The organism is Oerskovia sp. NPDC060338, from assembly GCF_042726295.1.
GTDB classification, from domain to species: Bacteria; Actinomycetota; Actinomycetes; order Actinomycetales; family Cellulomonadaceae; genus Oerskovia; species Oerskovia merdavium.
This window is the reverse complement of record NZ_JBHXCQ010000016.1, coordinates 71,267-87,821: the sequence shown is the minus strand read 5'-3', so window position 1 is coordinate 87,821 and position 16,555 is coordinate 71,267. Positions and strand designations below refer to the sequence as shown.

The 16,555-nt window shown below is 69.2% G+C and carries 16 protein-coding genes; 12 read left to right on the top strand and 4 right to left on the bottom strand.

What is annotated here, in order from left to right:
* The first annotated feature begins 66 nt into the window (after positions 1-66).
* Positions 67-1,089 carry an NAD-dependent epimerase/dehydratase family protein gene (locus ACFWGN_RS18945; protein WP_377619055.1) on the top strand — a complete coding sequence of 341 codons (1,023 nt, stop codon included), beginning with the start codon at positions 67-69 and terminating at the stop codon, positions 1,087-1,089.
* A gap of 34 nt (positions 1,090-1,123) precedes the next feature.
* Positions 1,124-2,299 (top strand): transferase, encoded by a 1,176-nt coding sequence (locus ACFWGN_RS18940; protein WP_377619053.1) that lies wholly within the window; start codon positions 1,124-1,126, stop codon positions 2,297-2,299.
* Between the two features lie 75 nt (positions 2,300-2,374).
* Here ACFWGN_RS18940 and rfbC read toward each other — a convergent pair whose 3' ends face one another.
* Positions 2,375-2,923 carry a dTDP-4-dehydrorhamnose 3,5-epimerase gene (gene rfbC, locus ACFWGN_RS18935; RefSeq protein ID WP_056646631.1) on the bottom strand — a complete coding sequence of 183 codons (549 nt, stop codon included), beginning with the start codon at positions 2,921-2,923 and terminating at the stop codon, positions 2,375-2,377.
* A gap of 236 nt (positions 2,924-3,159) precedes the next feature.
* On the opposite strand from rfbC, the gene ACFWGN_RS18930 reads away from it, so the two are divergent.
* The 4 genes from ACFWGN_RS18930 to ACFWGN_RS18915 are packed head-to-tail and all read left to right on the top strand — an operon-like array spanning position 3,160 to position 7,387.
* Positions 3,160-4,578 (top strand): glutamate-1-semialdehyde 2,1-aminomutase, encoded by a 1,419-nt coding sequence (locus ACFWGN_RS18930; RefSeq protein ID WP_191800405.1) that lies wholly within the window; start codon positions 3,160-3,162, stop codon positions 4,576-4,578.
* Between the two features lie 4 nt (positions 4,579-4,582).
* Positions 4,583-5,437, top strand: coding sequence for a sugar phosphate nucleotidyltransferase (locus tag ACFWGN_RS18925; RefSeq protein ID WP_377619050.1), 855 nt, complete (start codon positions 4,583-4,585; stop codon positions 5,435-5,437).
* Positions 5,434-6,072 (top strand): PIG-L deacetylase family protein, encoded by a 639-nt coding sequence (locus ACFWGN_RS18920; RefSeq protein WP_377619048.1) that lies wholly within the window; start codon positions 5,434-5,436, stop codon positions 6,070-6,072. Before ACFWGN_RS18925 ends, ACFWGN_RS18920 begins: the two co-directional genes overlap by 4 nt.
* A gap of 4 nt (positions 6,073-6,076) precedes the next feature.
* Positions 6,077-7,387, top strand: coding sequence for a polysaccharide pyruvyl transferase family protein (locus tag ACFWGN_RS18915; RefSeq protein ID WP_377619046.1), 1,311 nt, complete (start codon positions 6,077-6,079; stop codon positions 7,385-7,387).
* On the opposite strand, the gene ACFWGN_RS18910 is transcribed toward ACFWGN_RS18915, so the two are convergent.
* Complete coding sequence (locus ACFWGN_RS18910; protein ID WP_377619044.1) at positions 7,345-8,286, bottom strand: glycosyltransferase family 2 protein; 942 nt, start codon at positions 8,284-8,286, stop codon at positions 7,345-7,347. The two genes, ACFWGN_RS18915 and ACFWGN_RS18910, sit on opposite strands and share 43 nt — an antisense overlap.
* A gap of 173 nt (positions 8,287-8,459) precedes the next feature.
* On the opposite strand from ACFWGN_RS18910, the gene ACFWGN_RS18905 reads away from it, so the two are divergent.
* From ACFWGN_RS18905 to ACFWGN_RS18880, 6 genes are read left to right on the top strand one after another with little or no spacing between them, the layout of a single operon-like run.
* The gene (locus tag ACFWGN_RS18905; protein ID WP_377619042.1) at positions 8,460-9,428 is read left to right on the top strand and encodes a glycosyltransferase family 2 protein; all 969 of its coding nucleotides are present in this window, start codon (positions 8,460-8,462) and stop codon (positions 9,426-9,428) included.
* Positions 9,425-10,216 (top strand): hypothetical protein, encoded by a 792-nt coding sequence (locus ACFWGN_RS18900; protein ID WP_191800394.1) that lies wholly within the window; start codon positions 9,425-9,427, stop codon positions 10,214-10,216. Before ACFWGN_RS18905 ends, ACFWGN_RS18900 begins: the two co-directional genes overlap by 4 nt.
* On the top strand, positions 10,213-11,136 hold the full coding sequence (locus ACFWGN_RS18895; protein WP_377619040.1) for a hypothetical protein: 924 nt from the start codon (positions 10,213-10,215) through the stop codon (positions 11,134-11,136). The genes ACFWGN_RS18900 and ACFWGN_RS18895 overlap by 4 nt, the downstream gene beginning before the upstream one ends.
* 25 nt (positions 11,137-11,161) lie before the next feature.
* A complete protein-coding gene (locus tag ACFWGN_RS18890) occupies positions 11,162-12,736 on the top strand; it encodes an acyl-CoA ligase (AMP-forming), exosortase A system-associated (RefSeq protein ID WP_377619039.1) in 1,575 nt (524 codons plus the stop codon).
* Positions 12,733-13,986, top strand: coding sequence for a pyridoxal-dependent decarboxylase, exosortase A system-associated (locus tag ACFWGN_RS18885; RefSeq protein WP_377619037.1), 1,254 nt, complete (start codon positions 12,733-12,735; stop codon positions 13,984-13,986). Before ACFWGN_RS18890 ends, ACFWGN_RS18885 begins: the two co-directional genes overlap by 4 nt.
* A complete protein-coding gene (locus ACFWGN_RS18880; RefSeq protein WP_056645680.1) occupies positions 13,983-14,249 on the top strand; it encodes an acyl carrier protein in 267 nt (88 codons plus the stop codon). The genes ACFWGN_RS18885 and ACFWGN_RS18880 overlap by 4 nt, the downstream gene beginning before the upstream one ends.
* Positions 14,250-14,267: 18 nt before the next feature.
* Here the strand turns inward: ACFWGN_RS18880 and ACFWGN_RS18875 are convergent, their stop codons facing one another.
* Positions 14,268-15,401, bottom strand: coding sequence for a GNAT family N-acetyltransferase (locus ACFWGN_RS18875; RefSeq protein WP_377619036.1), 1,134 nt, complete (start codon positions 15,399-15,401; stop codon positions 14,268-14,270).
* The gene (locus ACFWGN_RS18870) at positions 15,398-16,501 is read right to left on the bottom strand and encodes a glycosyltransferase family 4 protein (RefSeq protein ID WP_377619034.1); all 1,104 of its coding nucleotides are present in this window, start codon (positions 16,499-16,501) and stop codon (positions 15,398-15,400) included. Before ACFWGN_RS18870 ends, ACFWGN_RS18875 begins: the two co-directional genes overlap by 4 nt.
* Positions 16,502-16,555 lie beyond the last annotated feature (54 nt).

Genomic DNA, 16,555 nt, shown 5'->3' with positions numbered 1-16,555 from the left:
CGTCGGGGGAGCGAGTATCTTCGACAGCGAACCTACCCACCCTGCCCCTGGCTGAGAAGGACCATCATGCGCGTACTGGTTGACGGAGACCGTGGATACATCGGAGCGGTCCTCGTCCCGTTCCTCCAGGAGGCGGGGCACGAGGTCGTCGGCCTCGATGCCGGGTGGTACGACGGGTGCGACTTCGGCCCCCAGCCCGGTGGGTACGAGCAGCGCACCGGCGACATCCGCGACGTGGTCCCGGCCGACCTCGAGGGCTTCGACGCGGTGGTCCACCTCGCGGCGATCTCCAACGACCCGATAGGTCACCTCAACCCCGGGGCGACGTACTCGGTCAACGCCGAGGGTGCGCTGCACATGGCACGCACGGCCAAGGCCGCCGGTGTCGAGCGGTTCCTCTTCTCGTCGTCGTGCTCCCTGTACGGGGCGGGCGGCGACGCCCCCGTCGCCGAGGACGGCGACTTCAACCCGGTCACCCCTTACGGTGAGAGCAAGGTCATGGCGGAGCAGGGGATCTCCCCGCTCGCGGACGCCTCGTTCTCCCCGAGCTACCTGCGCAACGCGACGGCCTACGGCTCGTCGCCGCGCCTGCGGGCCGACATCGTGGTGAACAACCTCACCGGGACGGCGTTCACCCAGGGCCAGGTCCGGCTCCAGTCCGACGGGTCGCCGTGGCGTCCGCTCGTGCACGTCGAGGACATCTCGCGAGCCTTCCTCGCGGTGCTCGAGGCGCCGCGCGAGGCCGTCCACGACCAGGCGTTCAACGTCGGGCGCGACGAGGACGTCGTCCAGATCCGCACCATCGCCGAGCAGGTCAGCGAGATCACCGGGGCGCCGGTGTCGTTCGCCGACGGGGCCGGTCCGGACGCCCGCAACTATCAGGTCGACTTCACGAAGATCCGCTCGGTGCTGCCCGCCTTCGCCCCGCAGTGGACGGTGCCCGACGGCATCCGGGAGATCTGGCGCGACGCCGGCGAGCGGGGGCTGACGACCGACGACTTCGAGGGGCCGCGTTTCGTCCGCCTGCGCAAGATCCAGGAGCTCGCATCCGCGGGACGCCTCGACCTCGCGACACTGCGCACCCCCTGACATCCCGCACACGACGACCCATCGAGGAGCCCGCATGAGTGACGCGACCCGCACCGCAGAGGCCATCAACCTCCCCTTGCCCGACCCTTCCTGGCGCGACCGTTGGTCGGGGGCCGAGGGGGGCTACGTCGTCCTCGACCTGGGTGACCAGCCGCCTGCCGACCTCTTCCCCCTGCCCGACGACCCCACGCCGGACCCCGAGCACCCGCTGCGGATGGTGATCGGGACCGGCACCGGCCTCGTCCAGCTCGAGACCGACCCCACGACCCCGCAGGAGCCGCGCGGCGTCGAGCCGGCAGCCCTCGTGGCGCAGGCCGAGGCGGCGGTGGCGCAGGCCGAGGCGGCGGGGTTCGTCCGGCCGGGGACCCGCGTCCTGGAGTACCCGAGCCCGCACGGCGGCTCCTGGGTGGACCAGCTCGCGGCCCGCGACATGGTCGAGGTCTCGGAGGGTGAGGCCGAGCTGCTCGTCGACATCTTCGGCATGATGCACGACGCCGACCAGAAGGCCGCGCTGCTCGAGCGCGCCGGGCACCTGACCGACGACGGGGTGCTGCTCATGCAGTACCACACGGTCGCGGCGATCGTCCGCTCCGGGATCTGGAACGCGTTGCGGCACGGGCACTTCGCGTACTATTCGACGCCTGCCCTCGTCGAGATGGGCAAGGAGGTCGGCCTCGTCGCCGTGGGCGCGTGGGAGTACCCGCTCTACGGCGGGACCGTGATGCTCGCCTTCGCCAAGGAGGGGTCCCGCTTCGGAGCCCAGACGGCCGACGTGACGGCGATGGTCGAGCGTGAGCTTGCGGAGGGGATCACCGACCCGGCGTACGTCGCGACGCTCGGGACCGCACTGTCGGAGTCGGTCGCCGCGATCGAGGAGTACCTGCGCGGGACGACGGCCGAGGGTCTGGTCGTCGCGGGGTACGGCGCGGCCTCGCGCACCTCGGCGCTGCTCCGCTCGGCGCACATCGAGAAGGAGCAGGTCGTGGCCGTGGCCGACGCGTCGGTCGCCAAGCACGGGCGGACCATGCCTGGCAACCGCATCCCGATCGTCTCGCCCGCCGACCTGGTCGGGCTGCGCCCCGATCGCGTCCTGCTCTTCGTGCCGGACCTGCTCGACGAGGTCCGCAAGGCGCTCCCCGAGATCGAGGCGAACGGCGGGCGATGGGTCGTCCTCGACCCGATGCCGCGTGAGGTCGAACCCGTGGCGTGACGTCCGATCCCTTCGACGAGAGGGGCTCGACCCGGAACGGGGTCGAGTCCCTCTCGTCGTGCCTGGGCACGTGCCTCAGACGCCGAGCGTCTCTTGGAAGGCGGCCCAGGACATGCCCTCCTTGTCCCGGTCGCTCACCACGGTGATCGGCGCGGGCCACGGGACGGCGAGCTCGGGGTCGAGGTAGTTCACCGTGACGTCCTCGTCGGGACCGTAGAAGTCGTCGATCCGGTAGACGAAGTCGGTCACCGAGGTGAGCGCCTGGTACCCGTGCAGGAACCCGCGCGGGATGTAGACCTGGCGGCAGACCTGGTCGTCGAGCAGAAACGTCTCCATGCGGCCGAACGTCGGCGACCCGGGCCGGGCGTCGATCGCGATGTCCAGGACCGCGCCGTGGGCGCACCGGACGAGCTTTGCCTCCCCCTTGTTCGTGCGACCGTGCAGTCCACGGACGACTCCCTGGTAGGAGCGCGACTGGTTCTCCTGCTTGAAACCTGCCGGGTCGATCCCGGCGTCGGCCAGGATGTTCACGTCGAGGGTCCGGGAGAAGTAGCCGCGGGCATCGCGGTGGGGGGTCGGTTGGAACACGATGAGGCCGGGGATTGACGTCTCGATGATCTCCATCCGCTCAGCGTAGGGCTGCTGCGTCCCGTGCGGCACAGGGGGAGCGGATGAATCGGGCGCGGATGAAAACGGCCCGGTCGGCTTCCCTGCCTGCCGCAGGGCGGGGACACTTGGACCGTCGACGCCGTGGCGCATCACGCAGGACGGCCCTCCACCGGAGAGCGGAGCCGCAACCGCCGTCAGCTGGTCCTCCACCGAAGACGCCCGCACGACCGCAACCTCAGGAAGAGCCAAAGATGTCCTACCCCGCCCACGCCGCGCTCGCCCCGTCCGGTGCCGCATCTCGTCGATCGTTCGTCCGGTCCGCAGAGGCCCAGCGAAGGCTCCACGAGCTCGTTCCCGGCGGGGCGCACACCTACGCGCGGGGGTCTGACCAGTACCCCGAGAACATGGCACCCGTCATCGCCCGGGGCGTGGGGGCCCGGGTCGAGGACCTCGACGGGAACTGGTTCGTCGAGTACGGCATGGGCCTGCGTGCGGTGACGCTGGGGTACGGCTTCGCTCCCGTCGTCGAGGCGGTCTCCGCAGCAGCGCGCGACGGCGTGAACTTCTCGCGGCCCACGGTGTGGGAGCTGCGGGCCGCCGAACGCTTCCTCGAGCAGGTGCCGGGCGCCGACATGGTCAAGTTCGCGAAGAACGGCTCCGACGTCACGACCGCGGCCATCAAGCTCGCACGGTCCGCGACCGGGCGCGACCTCGTCGCGGTCTGCGGCACCCAGCCGTTCTTCTCGACCGACGACTGGTTCATCGGCACCACCCAGATGACGGCCGGTATCCCGCAGGCCCAGCGCGACCTCACGGTGTCCTTCCGGTACAACGACCTCGACTCGGTCCGTGCGCTGCTCGACGCCCATCCCGGGCAGATCGCCGCACTGATCCTCGAGCAGGCGACCGCCACCGCGGAACCTGCACCAGGATTCCTCGAGGGGCTGCGCGAGCTCGCCGACCTCCACGGGTTCGTGCTCGTGTTCGACGAGATGATCACGGGGATGCGATGGGCTGCCGGGGGCGCCCAGTCCGTCTACGGCGTCCGTCCGGACCTGTCGACCTGGGGCAAGGCGCTCGGCAACGGCTTCTCGGTGTCGGCCCTCGCCGGCCGTCGAGACCTCATGGATCAGGGTGGCCTCAACACCGACGGGTCCCGTCCCTTCCTCCTGTCCACGACCCACGGCGCCGAGACGACAGGTCTCGCCGCCTATCTCGCCGTTGCGGACGCCTATGCCGAGCGTGACGTCGTCGGGCTCATGGAGTCGCAAGGAGCCAAGCTTCGCGACGCGCTCGTGTCGGCTGCCTCGGAGGCGGGCCTCGCCGACCACGTGACGATCATGGGACGCCCGTCGTGCCTCGTCTTCGGTACCAGGGACCACGAGGGCAACCCCTCGCAGGCGTTCCGCACCCTCTTCATCCAGGAGATGCTCGAGCGGGGCGTGCTGGGACAGTCGCTCGTCATCTCCGCGGCCCACACCGACGAGGACCTCGACCTGACGGTCGACGCGGCGCGCGGGGCGCTCGCCGTCTACGCACGAGCCGTCGACGCCGGCACGACGGACGGGTTGCTGCGGGGACGTCCCGTGGCGCCCGCGATGCGCGAGTACGCCGCACCGCGGCGCCTGCCGGACACGTCCGCGGGCGACGCGGACCGACAGGAGGGGTGACGCCATGAAGGTCGTGCTGTTCTGCGGAGGGCTCGGGATGCGCATGCGTTCCGGGACCGACTCCCTGCCCAAGCCGATGATGCCCATCGGCTCGCGCCCGGTGCTCTGGCACATCATGCGGTACTACGCGCACTTCGGGCACACCGAGTTCATCCTCTGTCTCGGCTACGGCGCCCGGGCCGTCAAGGACTACTTCCTCAACTACCAGGAGACTCACTCCAACGACTTCGTGCTCTCGAAGGGTGGGCAGGAGATCGAGCTGCTGTCGAGCGACATCAGCGACTGGCGGATCACGTTCGTGGACACCGGGATGGACACCGCGATCGGAGAGCGCCTGCGGCGCGTGCGCAGGTACCTCGACGACGACGAGGTGTTCCTGGCCAACTACGGGGACGTCCTGACGGACGCCCCCATGGACCAGATCGTCGACGACTTCCTCACGACCGACGCCGTCGGGACGCTCCTCGCGGTCGACCCCCAGGACTCGTTCCACGTCGTGAAGATCGACCCGACGGGGAACCTCACCGGGATCGAGCCGGTCGCCGACATGGAGATGCGGATCAACGGTGGTTTCTTCGTGCTGCGTCAGGGGATCTTCGACTACCTGAACGAGGGCGAGGACCTGGTCATGGACGGCTGTGTGCGCGCCGCCAAGGACGGTCGCTTCCGTGCCGTGCGCTACGACGGCTTCTGGGCCCCCATGGACACGCTCAAGGAACGGTCGCACCTGGAAGAGCTCTACCGGACGGGCGAGAGTCCCTGGGCCGTGTGGGACGGGACGGACCGCGAGCCCGGTCGAGTCGTGCCCGTGGTCGAGGTCGGGGACGTCACGACGATCGGGTCGGGGAGGCGGCGTTGATCGAGCTCTCGCTCCCCGCGGGCCCGCTGGAGGTCCTGTGCGTCGGGGCGCACCCGGACGACATCGAGATCGCGTGCGGAGGCACGCTCCTCGAGCTCGCCGCCGCCCGGGACGTCCGTGCGACCTTCGTGATGCTCACCGGATCGCCCGAACGCCGACTCGAGGCCGCAGCGGCCGCCGAGGCGTTCGTCCCCGGTTCCGAGGTCAGGTTCTGGGACCTGCCGGACGGCCGCCTGCCCGCGCACTGGGGCGAGGTGAAGGCAGCGATCGAGGAGCTCGCGTCGTCGCTGCGGCCGGACCTCGTCCTGTGTCCCAGCAAGACCGACTCGCACCAGGACCATCGGCTCGTGGCCGAGCTCGTCCCTACCGCGTGGCGCGACGCGCTCGTCCTCGAGTACGAGATCCCCAAGTGGGACGGCGACCTCGGCCGTGTCACCCACTACGTGCCCGTCAGTGCGGAGAACGCACGGCGCAAGGTCTCCCTCCTCACCACGTCGTACCCGTCTCAGGTGGACCGCGACTGGTGGGACGCCGAGACCTTCCTCGGCCTGATGCGTCTGCGTGGCGTCGAGTGTCGCCGGCAGTACGCGGAGGGCTTCGTCATCCGGAAGGCAGTTCTCACCCTCGGAGAGTGATGCGATGGCACGACGGTCGAAGGTCGGCGGGAACGAACCGCTGAAGGTCGGGCTCTATGGAGGCTTCGGCACCGGGAACATCGGGAACGACGCGACGGCACGGGTCGTGGCGGAGCATGTACGCGGCCATCACGACGACGTCGAGGTCGTGCTCGTGTCCTATGCCGACGAGACGACGCCGTCGACCTCGATCGATCACCTGCCGCTCATGACGCTCGGTGAACCGGTCGAGGAGCGTGGTCGGACACGGGTCGGCCGCGCGGTCCATCGACGCTGGCAGTCGGTCCGTCAGCTCGGACGCGACTGGACGATCACCCGGCAGTTCGACGCCATGGTGATCACCGGTGGGGGGGTGTTCGAGGCGGAGTCCACCGCGGCCGCCGGGGGGTTGGTGGGAGCGGTGGGCTTCTTCCTCTTGGCACTCGTCAGCAGTCATCGGCACCATCACTTCGCGACGCTCTCTATCGGTGGGACGTCGATGCGTCGGTCGCTCGAGCGGTTCCTTCTGGTCCGCTCGATGCGCTACGCGGAGTATCGGTCTTTCCGTGACGCGGCGAGCAAGGACGCCCTGGTCGGCATGCACGGTGCGCAGGACGACGACCGGGTCAGCAGCGACCTGGTATTCGCCACACCCATGATCTCGAGGGCTTCTCGCGCCCAGTCAGGGCCGAAGCGGGTGGCGATCGGCGTGATGCGCTTCCCGTGGCTCGGCGAGGGCTGGGCCGACGAGCTTGCTCGGACGGCATATGTGCAGGCGCTCGCGGACGTCGTTGAGCACTTGCTCCCGACGAGCACGGTCGCGGTGTTCGGTGGAGACAAGGCCGACGCTCCGGTGATCGAAGCGCTCGTCCGTGTCGTCGAAGGGCGGGTCGGTCACGAGGTGGTACTGCATCGCGTCGAGGTCTGGGGCTCGCCCGCCTTTCATGACACGGTCGAACGTCTCTGCGATGTCGACGTCGTCGTCTGCTCCCGGTACCACAACCTCGTCGCCGCGTTCCTCCGCGGGACGGGCGTCATCGCGGTGGCGGACCGCGTCAAGGTCCGCAGCCTGATGAGGGAGGCTGGGGTGTCAGACCTCGTCGTCGAGGCACGGGGCCTCGACGGGCAGGACCTTGTCGAACGGATCGAGCACGTGGTGGCGCACCTCGACGACGTCCGCGCGGCCGTCTCGTCGACTACGCGCCAGTTCGCGCTGAGTGCCGAGGCCCAGCTCCGCGAGCTGGATGACCTTCTCGAGAGATGGAACAAGGGTCGGCACGGGGGCCGAGCACATCAGTCTGTCGTCGAACGACTTCCGGCTCGCCCGAGCCTCTGACGAACCCACGACACGGGTGCGCCCGGTGCGAACCGGGCCGCCCAGGCGAGCTCGCCGAGAGCTGGACCAGGTCGGCGCTCGGCGAGGAGCCGTCTGGCCGCCCGGGCCGAGCTCCACGCTGCGAACCGGTCGTTCGCCGCGAGGCTCGCCTCGTAGTCCGGGACGAGGTCGCCGCGTCCGCGCTCCCGAGCGTTCCACAGGTGCAGCCGGACGACATGATCGATGCTGCGGCACAGCTCCCGGTGACGCCGAGTGTTATTCGCTCCGTGGAACCGGTAGTCCACGAGCGTCTCGTCGATGAACAGGAAGTCGCCCTCGAGCGCGGCCTTGAGGACCAGGTCGAGGTCCTGGGCGCGACGGAACGATGGATGGAATCCACCGATTCGCAGGAACGTCTCCCGGCGGATCATGACGTTCGGGAGGATGATCCCCGTCGTCCGACGAAGCACCTCGTGGACGTCGCGGACCTGGCGCTGGTCGGCAGCGAGGAGCTCGTGACCGTCCGCGTCGATCGTCCGCATCCCGCAGTACGACAGCACTGCTCCAGGATCGGCATCGAGGGCGGTGACCTGGCGCGCGAGGCGTTCGGGTTCCCAGCGGTCGTCGTCGTCGAGGAAGACGAGGAGGTCGCCCTTGGACACGGAGACCCCGTAGTTGCGTGCGACCGAGACTCCGGCGTTCTGCTGGCGGAGCACGCGCACGTCGGGGAACTGGTCCGTGATGGCCCGGAGTGCGTCAGGTGCCTTCGAGCCGTCGTCCACCAGGATCGTCTCCACCTCGCGAAAGGTCTGCCGATCGATGGACTCGAGCGCCTCGGCGAGGTAGGGACCTCCTCGGTCCGTCGCGACGACCACGCTCACGCGCGGTGTCACGGATGCGCCGGGAGGATGTTCGATCACTCTCTCTCCAACGTGAGGGTGGCGACGACGGTTCACCTGTCGATTCTGCCGGAGCGAGCTCGGGAAGGACATGGGACGGACGGTATTTCGCCCGGTCACGGTGGTGTCCGGAGGAGGTCGCTGCCCTAGGCTCGTGAGTGTCGACCACCTGCCCGCGACCGATGGAGCTCTCCGTGGATCCCGAGTCCCCCCGGCTGCACGCTGTGCCGTCCGTCTCCGTGGGAGTCCCCGTCTACAACGGCGAACGCTTCCTGGAGCGGACTCTCGTCGCGTTGCAGGAGCAGGACCTCGCTGACATCGAGGTCATCGTGTCCGACAACGGCTCGACCGACGGCACTCTGACGATCGCCGAGAAGTTCGCGCAGGACGACCCACGTTTCGTCGTCCTGCGCAGCACCGAGAACCGTGGAGTCCCCTGGAACTGGAACCGGGTGCTCGCGAAGGCCCGAGCCCCCTACTTCATGTGGAACGGTGCCGACGACGTGGTTCGACCGGACCACCTGCGCAGGTGCCGCGACGCACTCGTCGAGCACCGTGACGCGAGCATCGCGTTCTCCCGTGTGCTCCTCGTGGACGTCGACGACGTCCCGGTCGGCGAGATGGACGACCTGGGGCTGGACTTCGTGCACGGCTCGCCGTCCTCACGCGTCGACCTCTTCCTGGCACGGCACGTGTACCAGGTGATCGGCTTCGGCGGGGTGATCCGCACGGACGTCCTCCGGGCGATGGGCGGGCTGCCCGGCTACTACGGTGGCGACGTGGCCCTGGGCGTCAAGATGGCGATGCGTGCACCGTGGATCCAGGTCCCCGAGCAGCTCTTCGTCTCACGACGCCACGACGCGCAGACCAACAAGGTTCAGGGCGGCGACGTGCTCGACCAGGTCCGGACGTATGCGCCCGGTTGGCGCAGACCGGTCGCCTTTCCCCAGTGGTACCTCAATCATCGGATGATCGTCGAGGCCGCCACTGCGCCGGCCTCCGTCACCCAGCGCGCACGTGCGGTGGGTGTCGTGGTCCGCCGATGGACCGTCCCGAACTGGCGCTTTTTCCCTTTCGACGTGAAGAGGAATGTGATCCGACTCGCCAAGGGGCGCTACGTGGGGGCGTTCCATCCGTCCACCACGAGCGAGGCCGAGCTGTGAGGGCGCTGTCCTGGGAGCAGCATCAGCGACTCCGTGACATCGGACGAGGACTGGGTGGGCATGTCGGCCGTGCGGTGGTCGGTGTTCTCACCAAGCTGCTCGGGGCTCCCCGGCTCGCGGCCTGGGCAGTGGAGTCGACGAGGGATCGACGCGCGGCCGTCGCCTATGTGACCGAGGAGCTCACGCCGCTGGCACCCGTCACTGCCTCGGACGTCGTCGCACAGTACGTTCGTGGCTTCGTCCTCATGGGACGTGGCGGCGACGCCCAGCCGGAGCCTGTCTTCCGCTATGTGTCACCGCGAGCGATCATCGACGTCGACACGGCTCACGTGCCGAAGCGGGTGCGGACCTACCAGCGCCGAGGGGAGTACGTCGTGGACATGGACGCGCCGCTGTCGCCCGTGATCGCGGGGTGCGCCGACCGTTCCCGCACATGGATCGTCGCTCCGGTCGTCGAAGCGTGGAGTCGTGTCGAAGATGCTGGCTACGTGCGGAACCTCGCCGCGTACCGCGATGGTGAGCTGGTAGCCGGCATCTGGGGGATCGAGGTCGGACGGACCTTCGGGATCGTGAGCATGTTCCACCACGAGAGCGGGGCGGGGGCAGTGGTGATGGCGACGCTGGTCGACGCCCTGGGAGATGAGTGGGACGTCATCGACTGTGGAAGCCTCACGGCGAACTTCGCACGGTACGGCGCACATGAAATGGGGACGGACGAGTTCTCAGCGCTGGTCCTCGCAGGTGTTCGCGGTGGACGGCCGGGGTCGGCAGAACGGGATGCCCGATGAGTGGCCAGTCTCGTGCTGACGTCGAACCGATCGGAGCGGAGAGCGTCACCGAGGTCGCCCGGTTCCTCCAGGAGAACACCCATGAGGGCCTCACCGCCGAGGACTGGCAGAGGACCATCGCTCCGTCCTGGACCAGTGCTGCGCCGAACCACGGGTTCCTGCTTCGAAGCGCGGGGCACGTCGTCGGCGTCTATCTCGCCTACTACTCCACCCGGTCGGTGGAAGGGCGAGACCTGAGCGTCTGCAACCTGGCGACGTGGGTGGTCCACGAGGACCACCGGATCGCGAGCCTCAGGCTGCTCCGTGCGCTCCTGGCGCAGGACCATGACCTGTTCACCGACGTCTCGCCGAGCCCCAAGGTGGTCCGGATCAACGAACGCATCGGGTTCGAGTCGCTGAGCCAGGTCGGGCAGCGTGTCCCGAACGTGCCGCGGATGTCGCTTCGACGCAGGATCCGCGTCGTCACCCGCCCCGCGGAGATCGAGAGCCTGCTCACGGGGGCCGTGCTCCAGCAGTATCTCGATCATCGAGAGATCGACAAGCTCGAGCATCTCGTCGTCGTCGCCGACGGCAAGCCGTGCTACGTCGCGTACCGGGCCTACCCGGACCTGGCGCTCGGCCGGGTCATGGTCGCGCTGAGGCAGCGCGGGGTCGTCGCGATCCTGCACGTGAGCGACCGGGACGTCTTCAGGACCGTGGGTCCGCGGGTCTTCAGCTGGTTCCTGTTCCGCTACGGGCGACTCTTCACCCTGATCGAGGAACGAGTTGCGGGATTCCGCCCGAGGTTCTCCAAGCCCGCAGGAATCAGGCTGGACCGGATGTACCGCGGCGAGGGATTCCCCGACGAAGCGATCGACTACCTCTACAGCGAGCTGATGTTCATCGAGCGTACCGTCGGCTCTCCCGAGTCGAATGGCTGAGCAGCCCAGGAAGGGAGCGCACCGCGTGCTCACGACACTCTTCGACCTCGTCGAGCTCGCGACGGAGCGGGACCCGGATGCGCCTGCGATCACGTACCGCGAGTCGACGTCGACCTACGGCGAGCTCCGCCGCGCAGCGCTGGACGTGTCGCGCGGGTTCGCTCGCCTCGGAGCCGAGCGGGGTGCCCGCGTGGCCGTGTTCCTGGAGAAGCGCCACGAGCTGGTCACGACGATTCTCGGTGCCTCGGCCGCGGGCCTTGCCTTCGTACCGATCAACCCTGTTCTCAAGGTTCGCCAGGTCGAGCACATCCTCCGGGACAGCGGTGCGACGATCCTCGTGACCTCCGCGGACCGGTGGAGGGCTCTGACGGCGACACGCGCGGAGGCCTCGTCCCTGCGTCATGTCGTGCTCGTGGGTGCCGCCACGCACGAGGAGGGATCGGTGGCGAACATCGTCCCGTGGGACGTCTTGACCGCCCCTTGTGGTCCGGACGACGAGAGCGCGACGGCGGTACGGTCGATCGACCTCGACCTCGGAGCGATCCTCTACACCTCGGGGAGTACGGGTGGGCCCAAGGGGGTCGCCCTCACTCATCGCAACCTGCTGGCCGGGGCCGACAGCGTGAACGCCTACCTGCACAACGGTCCGGACGACGTCCTCCTGGCCGTTCTCCCCTTCAGCTTCGACGCGGGGCTCAGCCAGCTCACGACAGGCCTGGCAGCGGGGGCTCACGTCGTCCTGACGAACTACCTCCTCCCGCGGGACGTCGTGAAGCTGTGTGCACAGCATGGGGTCACGGGACTGACCTGCGTGCCTCCGCTGTGGCGGCAGATCGCCGATCAGGAGTGGGAAGAGGCAGGGCGGACGCTTCGCTACTTCGCGAACACAGGAGGGCGCCTGCCGCGAACCGTCCTGGACCGGCTGCGCTCGGCCTTCCCGTCGGCAGCGCCGTTCCTCATGTACGGGTTGACCGAGGCGTTCCGTTCGACCTATCTCGAACCCGACGAGGTCGACAGGCGCCCGGACTCGATCGGCAGGGCCATCCCCAACGCAGAGATCCTGGTGGTGGCGCCGGACGGCTCCCGCGCCGGCCCGGGAGAAGTCGGTGAGCTCGTCCATCGTGGTGCCCTGGTCGCGCTGGGCTACTGGAACGACCCCGTGCGCACCGCTGAGAGGTTCAGGCCGGTCCCGGGCAGCGGCGCCGGGTGGGGAGCACCCGAGATCGCCGTCTGGTCGGGCGACCTGGTGCGCACCGACGACGACGGGTTCCTCTACTTCGTGGGACGCGCGGACGAGATGATCAAGACCTCTGGCTACCGCGTGAGCCCCACCGAGATCGAGGAGGTGGTCTACGCGACACGGTTGGTCGGCGACGCCGTTGCCCTGGGTGTCCCCGACGACGATCTCGGCCAGTCGATCCTGCTCGTGGTGACGGCTCCCGACGGATCAGTCGTCGACGTCGAGCGGCTCCTCACGGCCGTGCGCCGGGAAGTTCCTCGCTACATGGTGCCGTCGGAGGTCGTCGTGGTCGACGAGGTGCCACGAGGCCCGAACGGAAAGTTCGACCGCGCGACGCTGCGAGAGGTGCATGCTTCATGAACGGCCACGAACAGGTGATCGGCTCCTACAGGACTCAGGGCGGAGAGCTCCTCGTCGGGGGTGTTCCCCTTGCGCGGCTGACGCAGCGCGTGGGGACCACCCCGTACTTCGCGTACGACCGGGGGCGCCTCCTCGAGCGTGTCTCGCGGGTTCGCGGCGCGATTCCCCCCTCGGTACAGCTCAGCTATGCGGTGAAAGCCAACCCGTTCGTCCCGGTCGTCCAGGCCTTGGCGCAGGTGGTGGACCGCTTCGACGTCGCGTCAGGGCGCGAGCTGCGCACGGCGCTCGACACGACCGTCCCCGCTTCACGCGTCAGCTTTGCGGGACCGGGCAAGTCTCGCCAGGAGCTCGCGCAGGCCGTGGCCGCGGGCGCGACGATCGAGCTCGAGTCGCGAGGTGAGGCGGTGCGCGTCGCCGAGACCGGGAACGCCCTGGGGATCCGTCCTCGCGTCGCTGTGCGGGTCAACCCGGACTTCGTGGTCAAGGGGTCAGGCATGCGCATGGGTGGTGGTGCGCAGCAGTTCGGTGTCGACGCAGAGGCGGTGCCCGACCTGTTGCGGTGGCTCGGGGAGGCCGACGTCGACCTGCTCGGGTTCCACGTCTTCGCCGGGTCTCAGAACCTCAGCGCCGAGGTGCTCGCCGACGCCCAGCGACGGACCGTCGATCTCGTGGTCGAGCTCGCGGCCGACTGCGTCGACCCCGTCCGCTACGTCAACCTGGGCGGCGGCTTCGGGATCCCCTACTTCGAGAAGGACTCGCCGCTCGACCTCGAGGCGGTCGGCGCGGGGCTCGCCGCTGCCGTCGACCGACTGGGGCGGGCCCTGCCCGAGGCACAGCCGGTCATCGAGCTGGGCCGCTACCTGGTGGGCGAGGCGGGGGTCTACGTGACCCGCGTGATCGATCGGAAGGAGTCTCGCGGACAGGTCTTCCTGGTCGTGGACGGCGGGCTGCACCACCAGCTCGCCGCGTCAGGCAACTTCGGTCAGGTGATCCGGAGGAACTATCCCCTGGCGATCGGCAACAGGATGGGCGAAGCACCCACGGAGCCGATCAACGTCGTGGGCAAGTCCTGCACCCCGCTCGACCTGCTCGGGGATCGGGTCGAGCTCCCGCTTGCGACGGAAGGCGACCTCGTGGTTGTCTTCCAGGCCGGGGCCTACGGCCTGACAGCGAGTCCCACAGCTTTCCTCAGCCACCCCGAGGCCGTCGAGGTCCTCGTCGGAGATGCACCAGCAAAGGAGACGTCATGAGTGATTCGGGTGCGGGTTCGACTCTGGACGGTGTCGTCGAAGTGATCGTCTCGACGTTGGGCATCGCCGACCGGGCAGCGAGCCTGGACGCCGAGACCGAGCTCTTCGGCGCGATGCCCGAGCTGGACTCGCTCGCGGTCCTGGACCTCATCGCTTCCCTCGAGGATCGGTTCGAGATCACGATCGACGACGACTTCGTGACCGGGGATGCGTTCCTGACCATCGGCTCGCTGGCACGGTTGGTCGAGTCGCTCACGTCCTGACGTTCTCCGGCCGCGAGCTCAGTCCTGGCGCAGCCGGTCACGGAGGCGATGCACCGCACGCCCAGCCGTGGTCCGCAGCCTGAGCGCTTCGTGGACGGGCCATGGGCCAAGTGCGACCGTCAATGACACGGTGCTGACCCGGTCGGGAAAGTGCCGTGTCTGGTCGGGATAGCGGGAGGGATCCATGCAGGTGTCGAGGAGGTCGTAGGCCCCCGAGACCGAGAAGTGCTCGTTGACCAGCAAGCGCCCGAGCGAGCCAGGCGAGAACGAGCTAAAAGCCGGGGCGTATGCGTCGTACATGCAGAAGACGCTCCGACCCGAGCTGAGGAACGTTCCCATGTAGGCAGTCTGCCCGCCGTCGACGGCGAGCTCGAGGAGATGCCCGTCGCCCCGTGCGCTGAAGCCCTCGAACACGGTTCGCCACCACTCCGCACCTCCGTCGCGTCGTGCGAATGCTGGCCCGTCGTCGCCGCCCTTCCAGGATCCCAGCTCGAAGGCGAGGTACGTGTCGACGTCCTGCGACGAGCGGACGAGTGCGACCGGGTGCTGCTCGTCACCGCCCAGGGCGTCCCGGAGCTGGCGCAGGCGTCGCCGGAGTACCTGGGCACGCTTGGTCGAGACGAGGTCCTGCCAGCTGGTCGGACGGCGGTCCGCCGCGACCACCGCGGCGCGTTCCGAGGTGCCCCACACGTGGACGGCGCAACGCCGGCGCGCGATCTCGTCGAGGAGGGCACGGCCCCCCGGTCTGGTCGTCGTGACGAGGTGGAACGTGAAGACGCGGCCGAGAGCCGATCGGTGCGCGACCAAGGCTTCCAGGAGCGCACGCGCAGACTCCGCCGGGTCACCGCGCAGGAGAGGCGTGCCGAGCGAGGTGTATTCGTAGAGGCTCGGACCCGCGTTGCTCGCGTGGGCGAACGGCCACTGCGTATCTCCCGGGACCGACTCGAACGGCAGCGCGGCCAACCACGATCCGCCCGGTGACAGAGCCACCACGATTCGGATGCCTCGCCCCTCGCCGAAGTGCCGGTGCGTCGGAAGGAGGAACTCGGGTTCGTAGAAGACGTTGGGTTCCACGACGTCCTCTGCGAGCGCGCGCCATCGCTCGAGGTCGTCAGACGAGAGGGCCGAGACGTCGATGATCCTGCTGTTCATCTCGTTCTCCTGTCGACCGGTCCCTGTCCGACGAATGGCGCGATCCGGTCGTCGAGCTCGTCGCGAACGGCCGACCACGTCCTGGAGCGTGCACGGGAGATGCCTGCGTCGCTCCAACGAGCGACCTCCTCGGGCGAGTCGGCGAGCCCTTCGATCACCTGTGCCAGGGCGTCGACGCTTCCCGGCGGGACCAGGACCCCCGCGCCACGGACGGTCTCGGGGATCCCGCCAGTCGCGGAGCCGACGACGGCCGCGCCCGCAGCCATGCCTTCGAGCACGGTGAGCGGGCAGGGGTCGGGCCATCGCGACGGGACGACCGCGACGTCTGCCTCCTGCAGGACGTCGACGACACCAGGGCGGTCAACGAAGCGACGGAAGACGACTCGTCCTCCTGCCGGGGTGGCGGCACGTCTCAGCTGGGTCTCGAAGTCGGTGAGGGGGGCCTCGGGGTCGAAGCCCGCGCTCCCGACGACGAGGAGGTGGACGTCGGGACGTCCGAGCCGTACCACCGCATCGACGAGGACGTCGGGACCCTTCTCGGGGATCGTCCGCCCGACGAAGACGACCCGCAGCACACCGTCGTCGGTCCGCGTCCGGGGCGCGAACGCCTCCGCGTCGACCCCGTTGCGCACCACGACGACCCGGTCACGAAGCTCGGGAGGCAGGTGCGAGGCCAGCGCCTCGGCCAGATAGTCGCTCACCGCGACGATCGCGGCGGCGGGGCCGAGCGTGCGACGGGCCTCGCGCCGGTCGTACGTGCGCAGCAGCTGGTTGTGAGCGTAGAGGACGGGCGCGTGCCGGTCGGCGTCGATCAAGGGGACGGCTTGCGGCAGGTTGTGGGCGAAGAACACCGTGGGATCCCAGTCCGACTGCGCCGTGAGCGCCGGTCGCAGGGTGGCGCGCGCCGCCGGGCGCACGGCCAGGGTACGCGCGAGCGCGAGGTCGAGGTACCGGTCGGTCCGTCGGCCGGGGCGCAGGGGGTACTCGACGCTCTCGGCACTGTCGTAGCGTTCGGAGTAGGTGCCACGGGCGACGAGGACGCGTGGGCGGGGTGCGGTGGTGGGTGTCGCACCGCACAGGCCGTGCACCACGGTGGGCACGGCACTGCCGGTCCGGGGGGAGTAGTGGTCCCCCGGAGTGAGGAGATGCGTGTG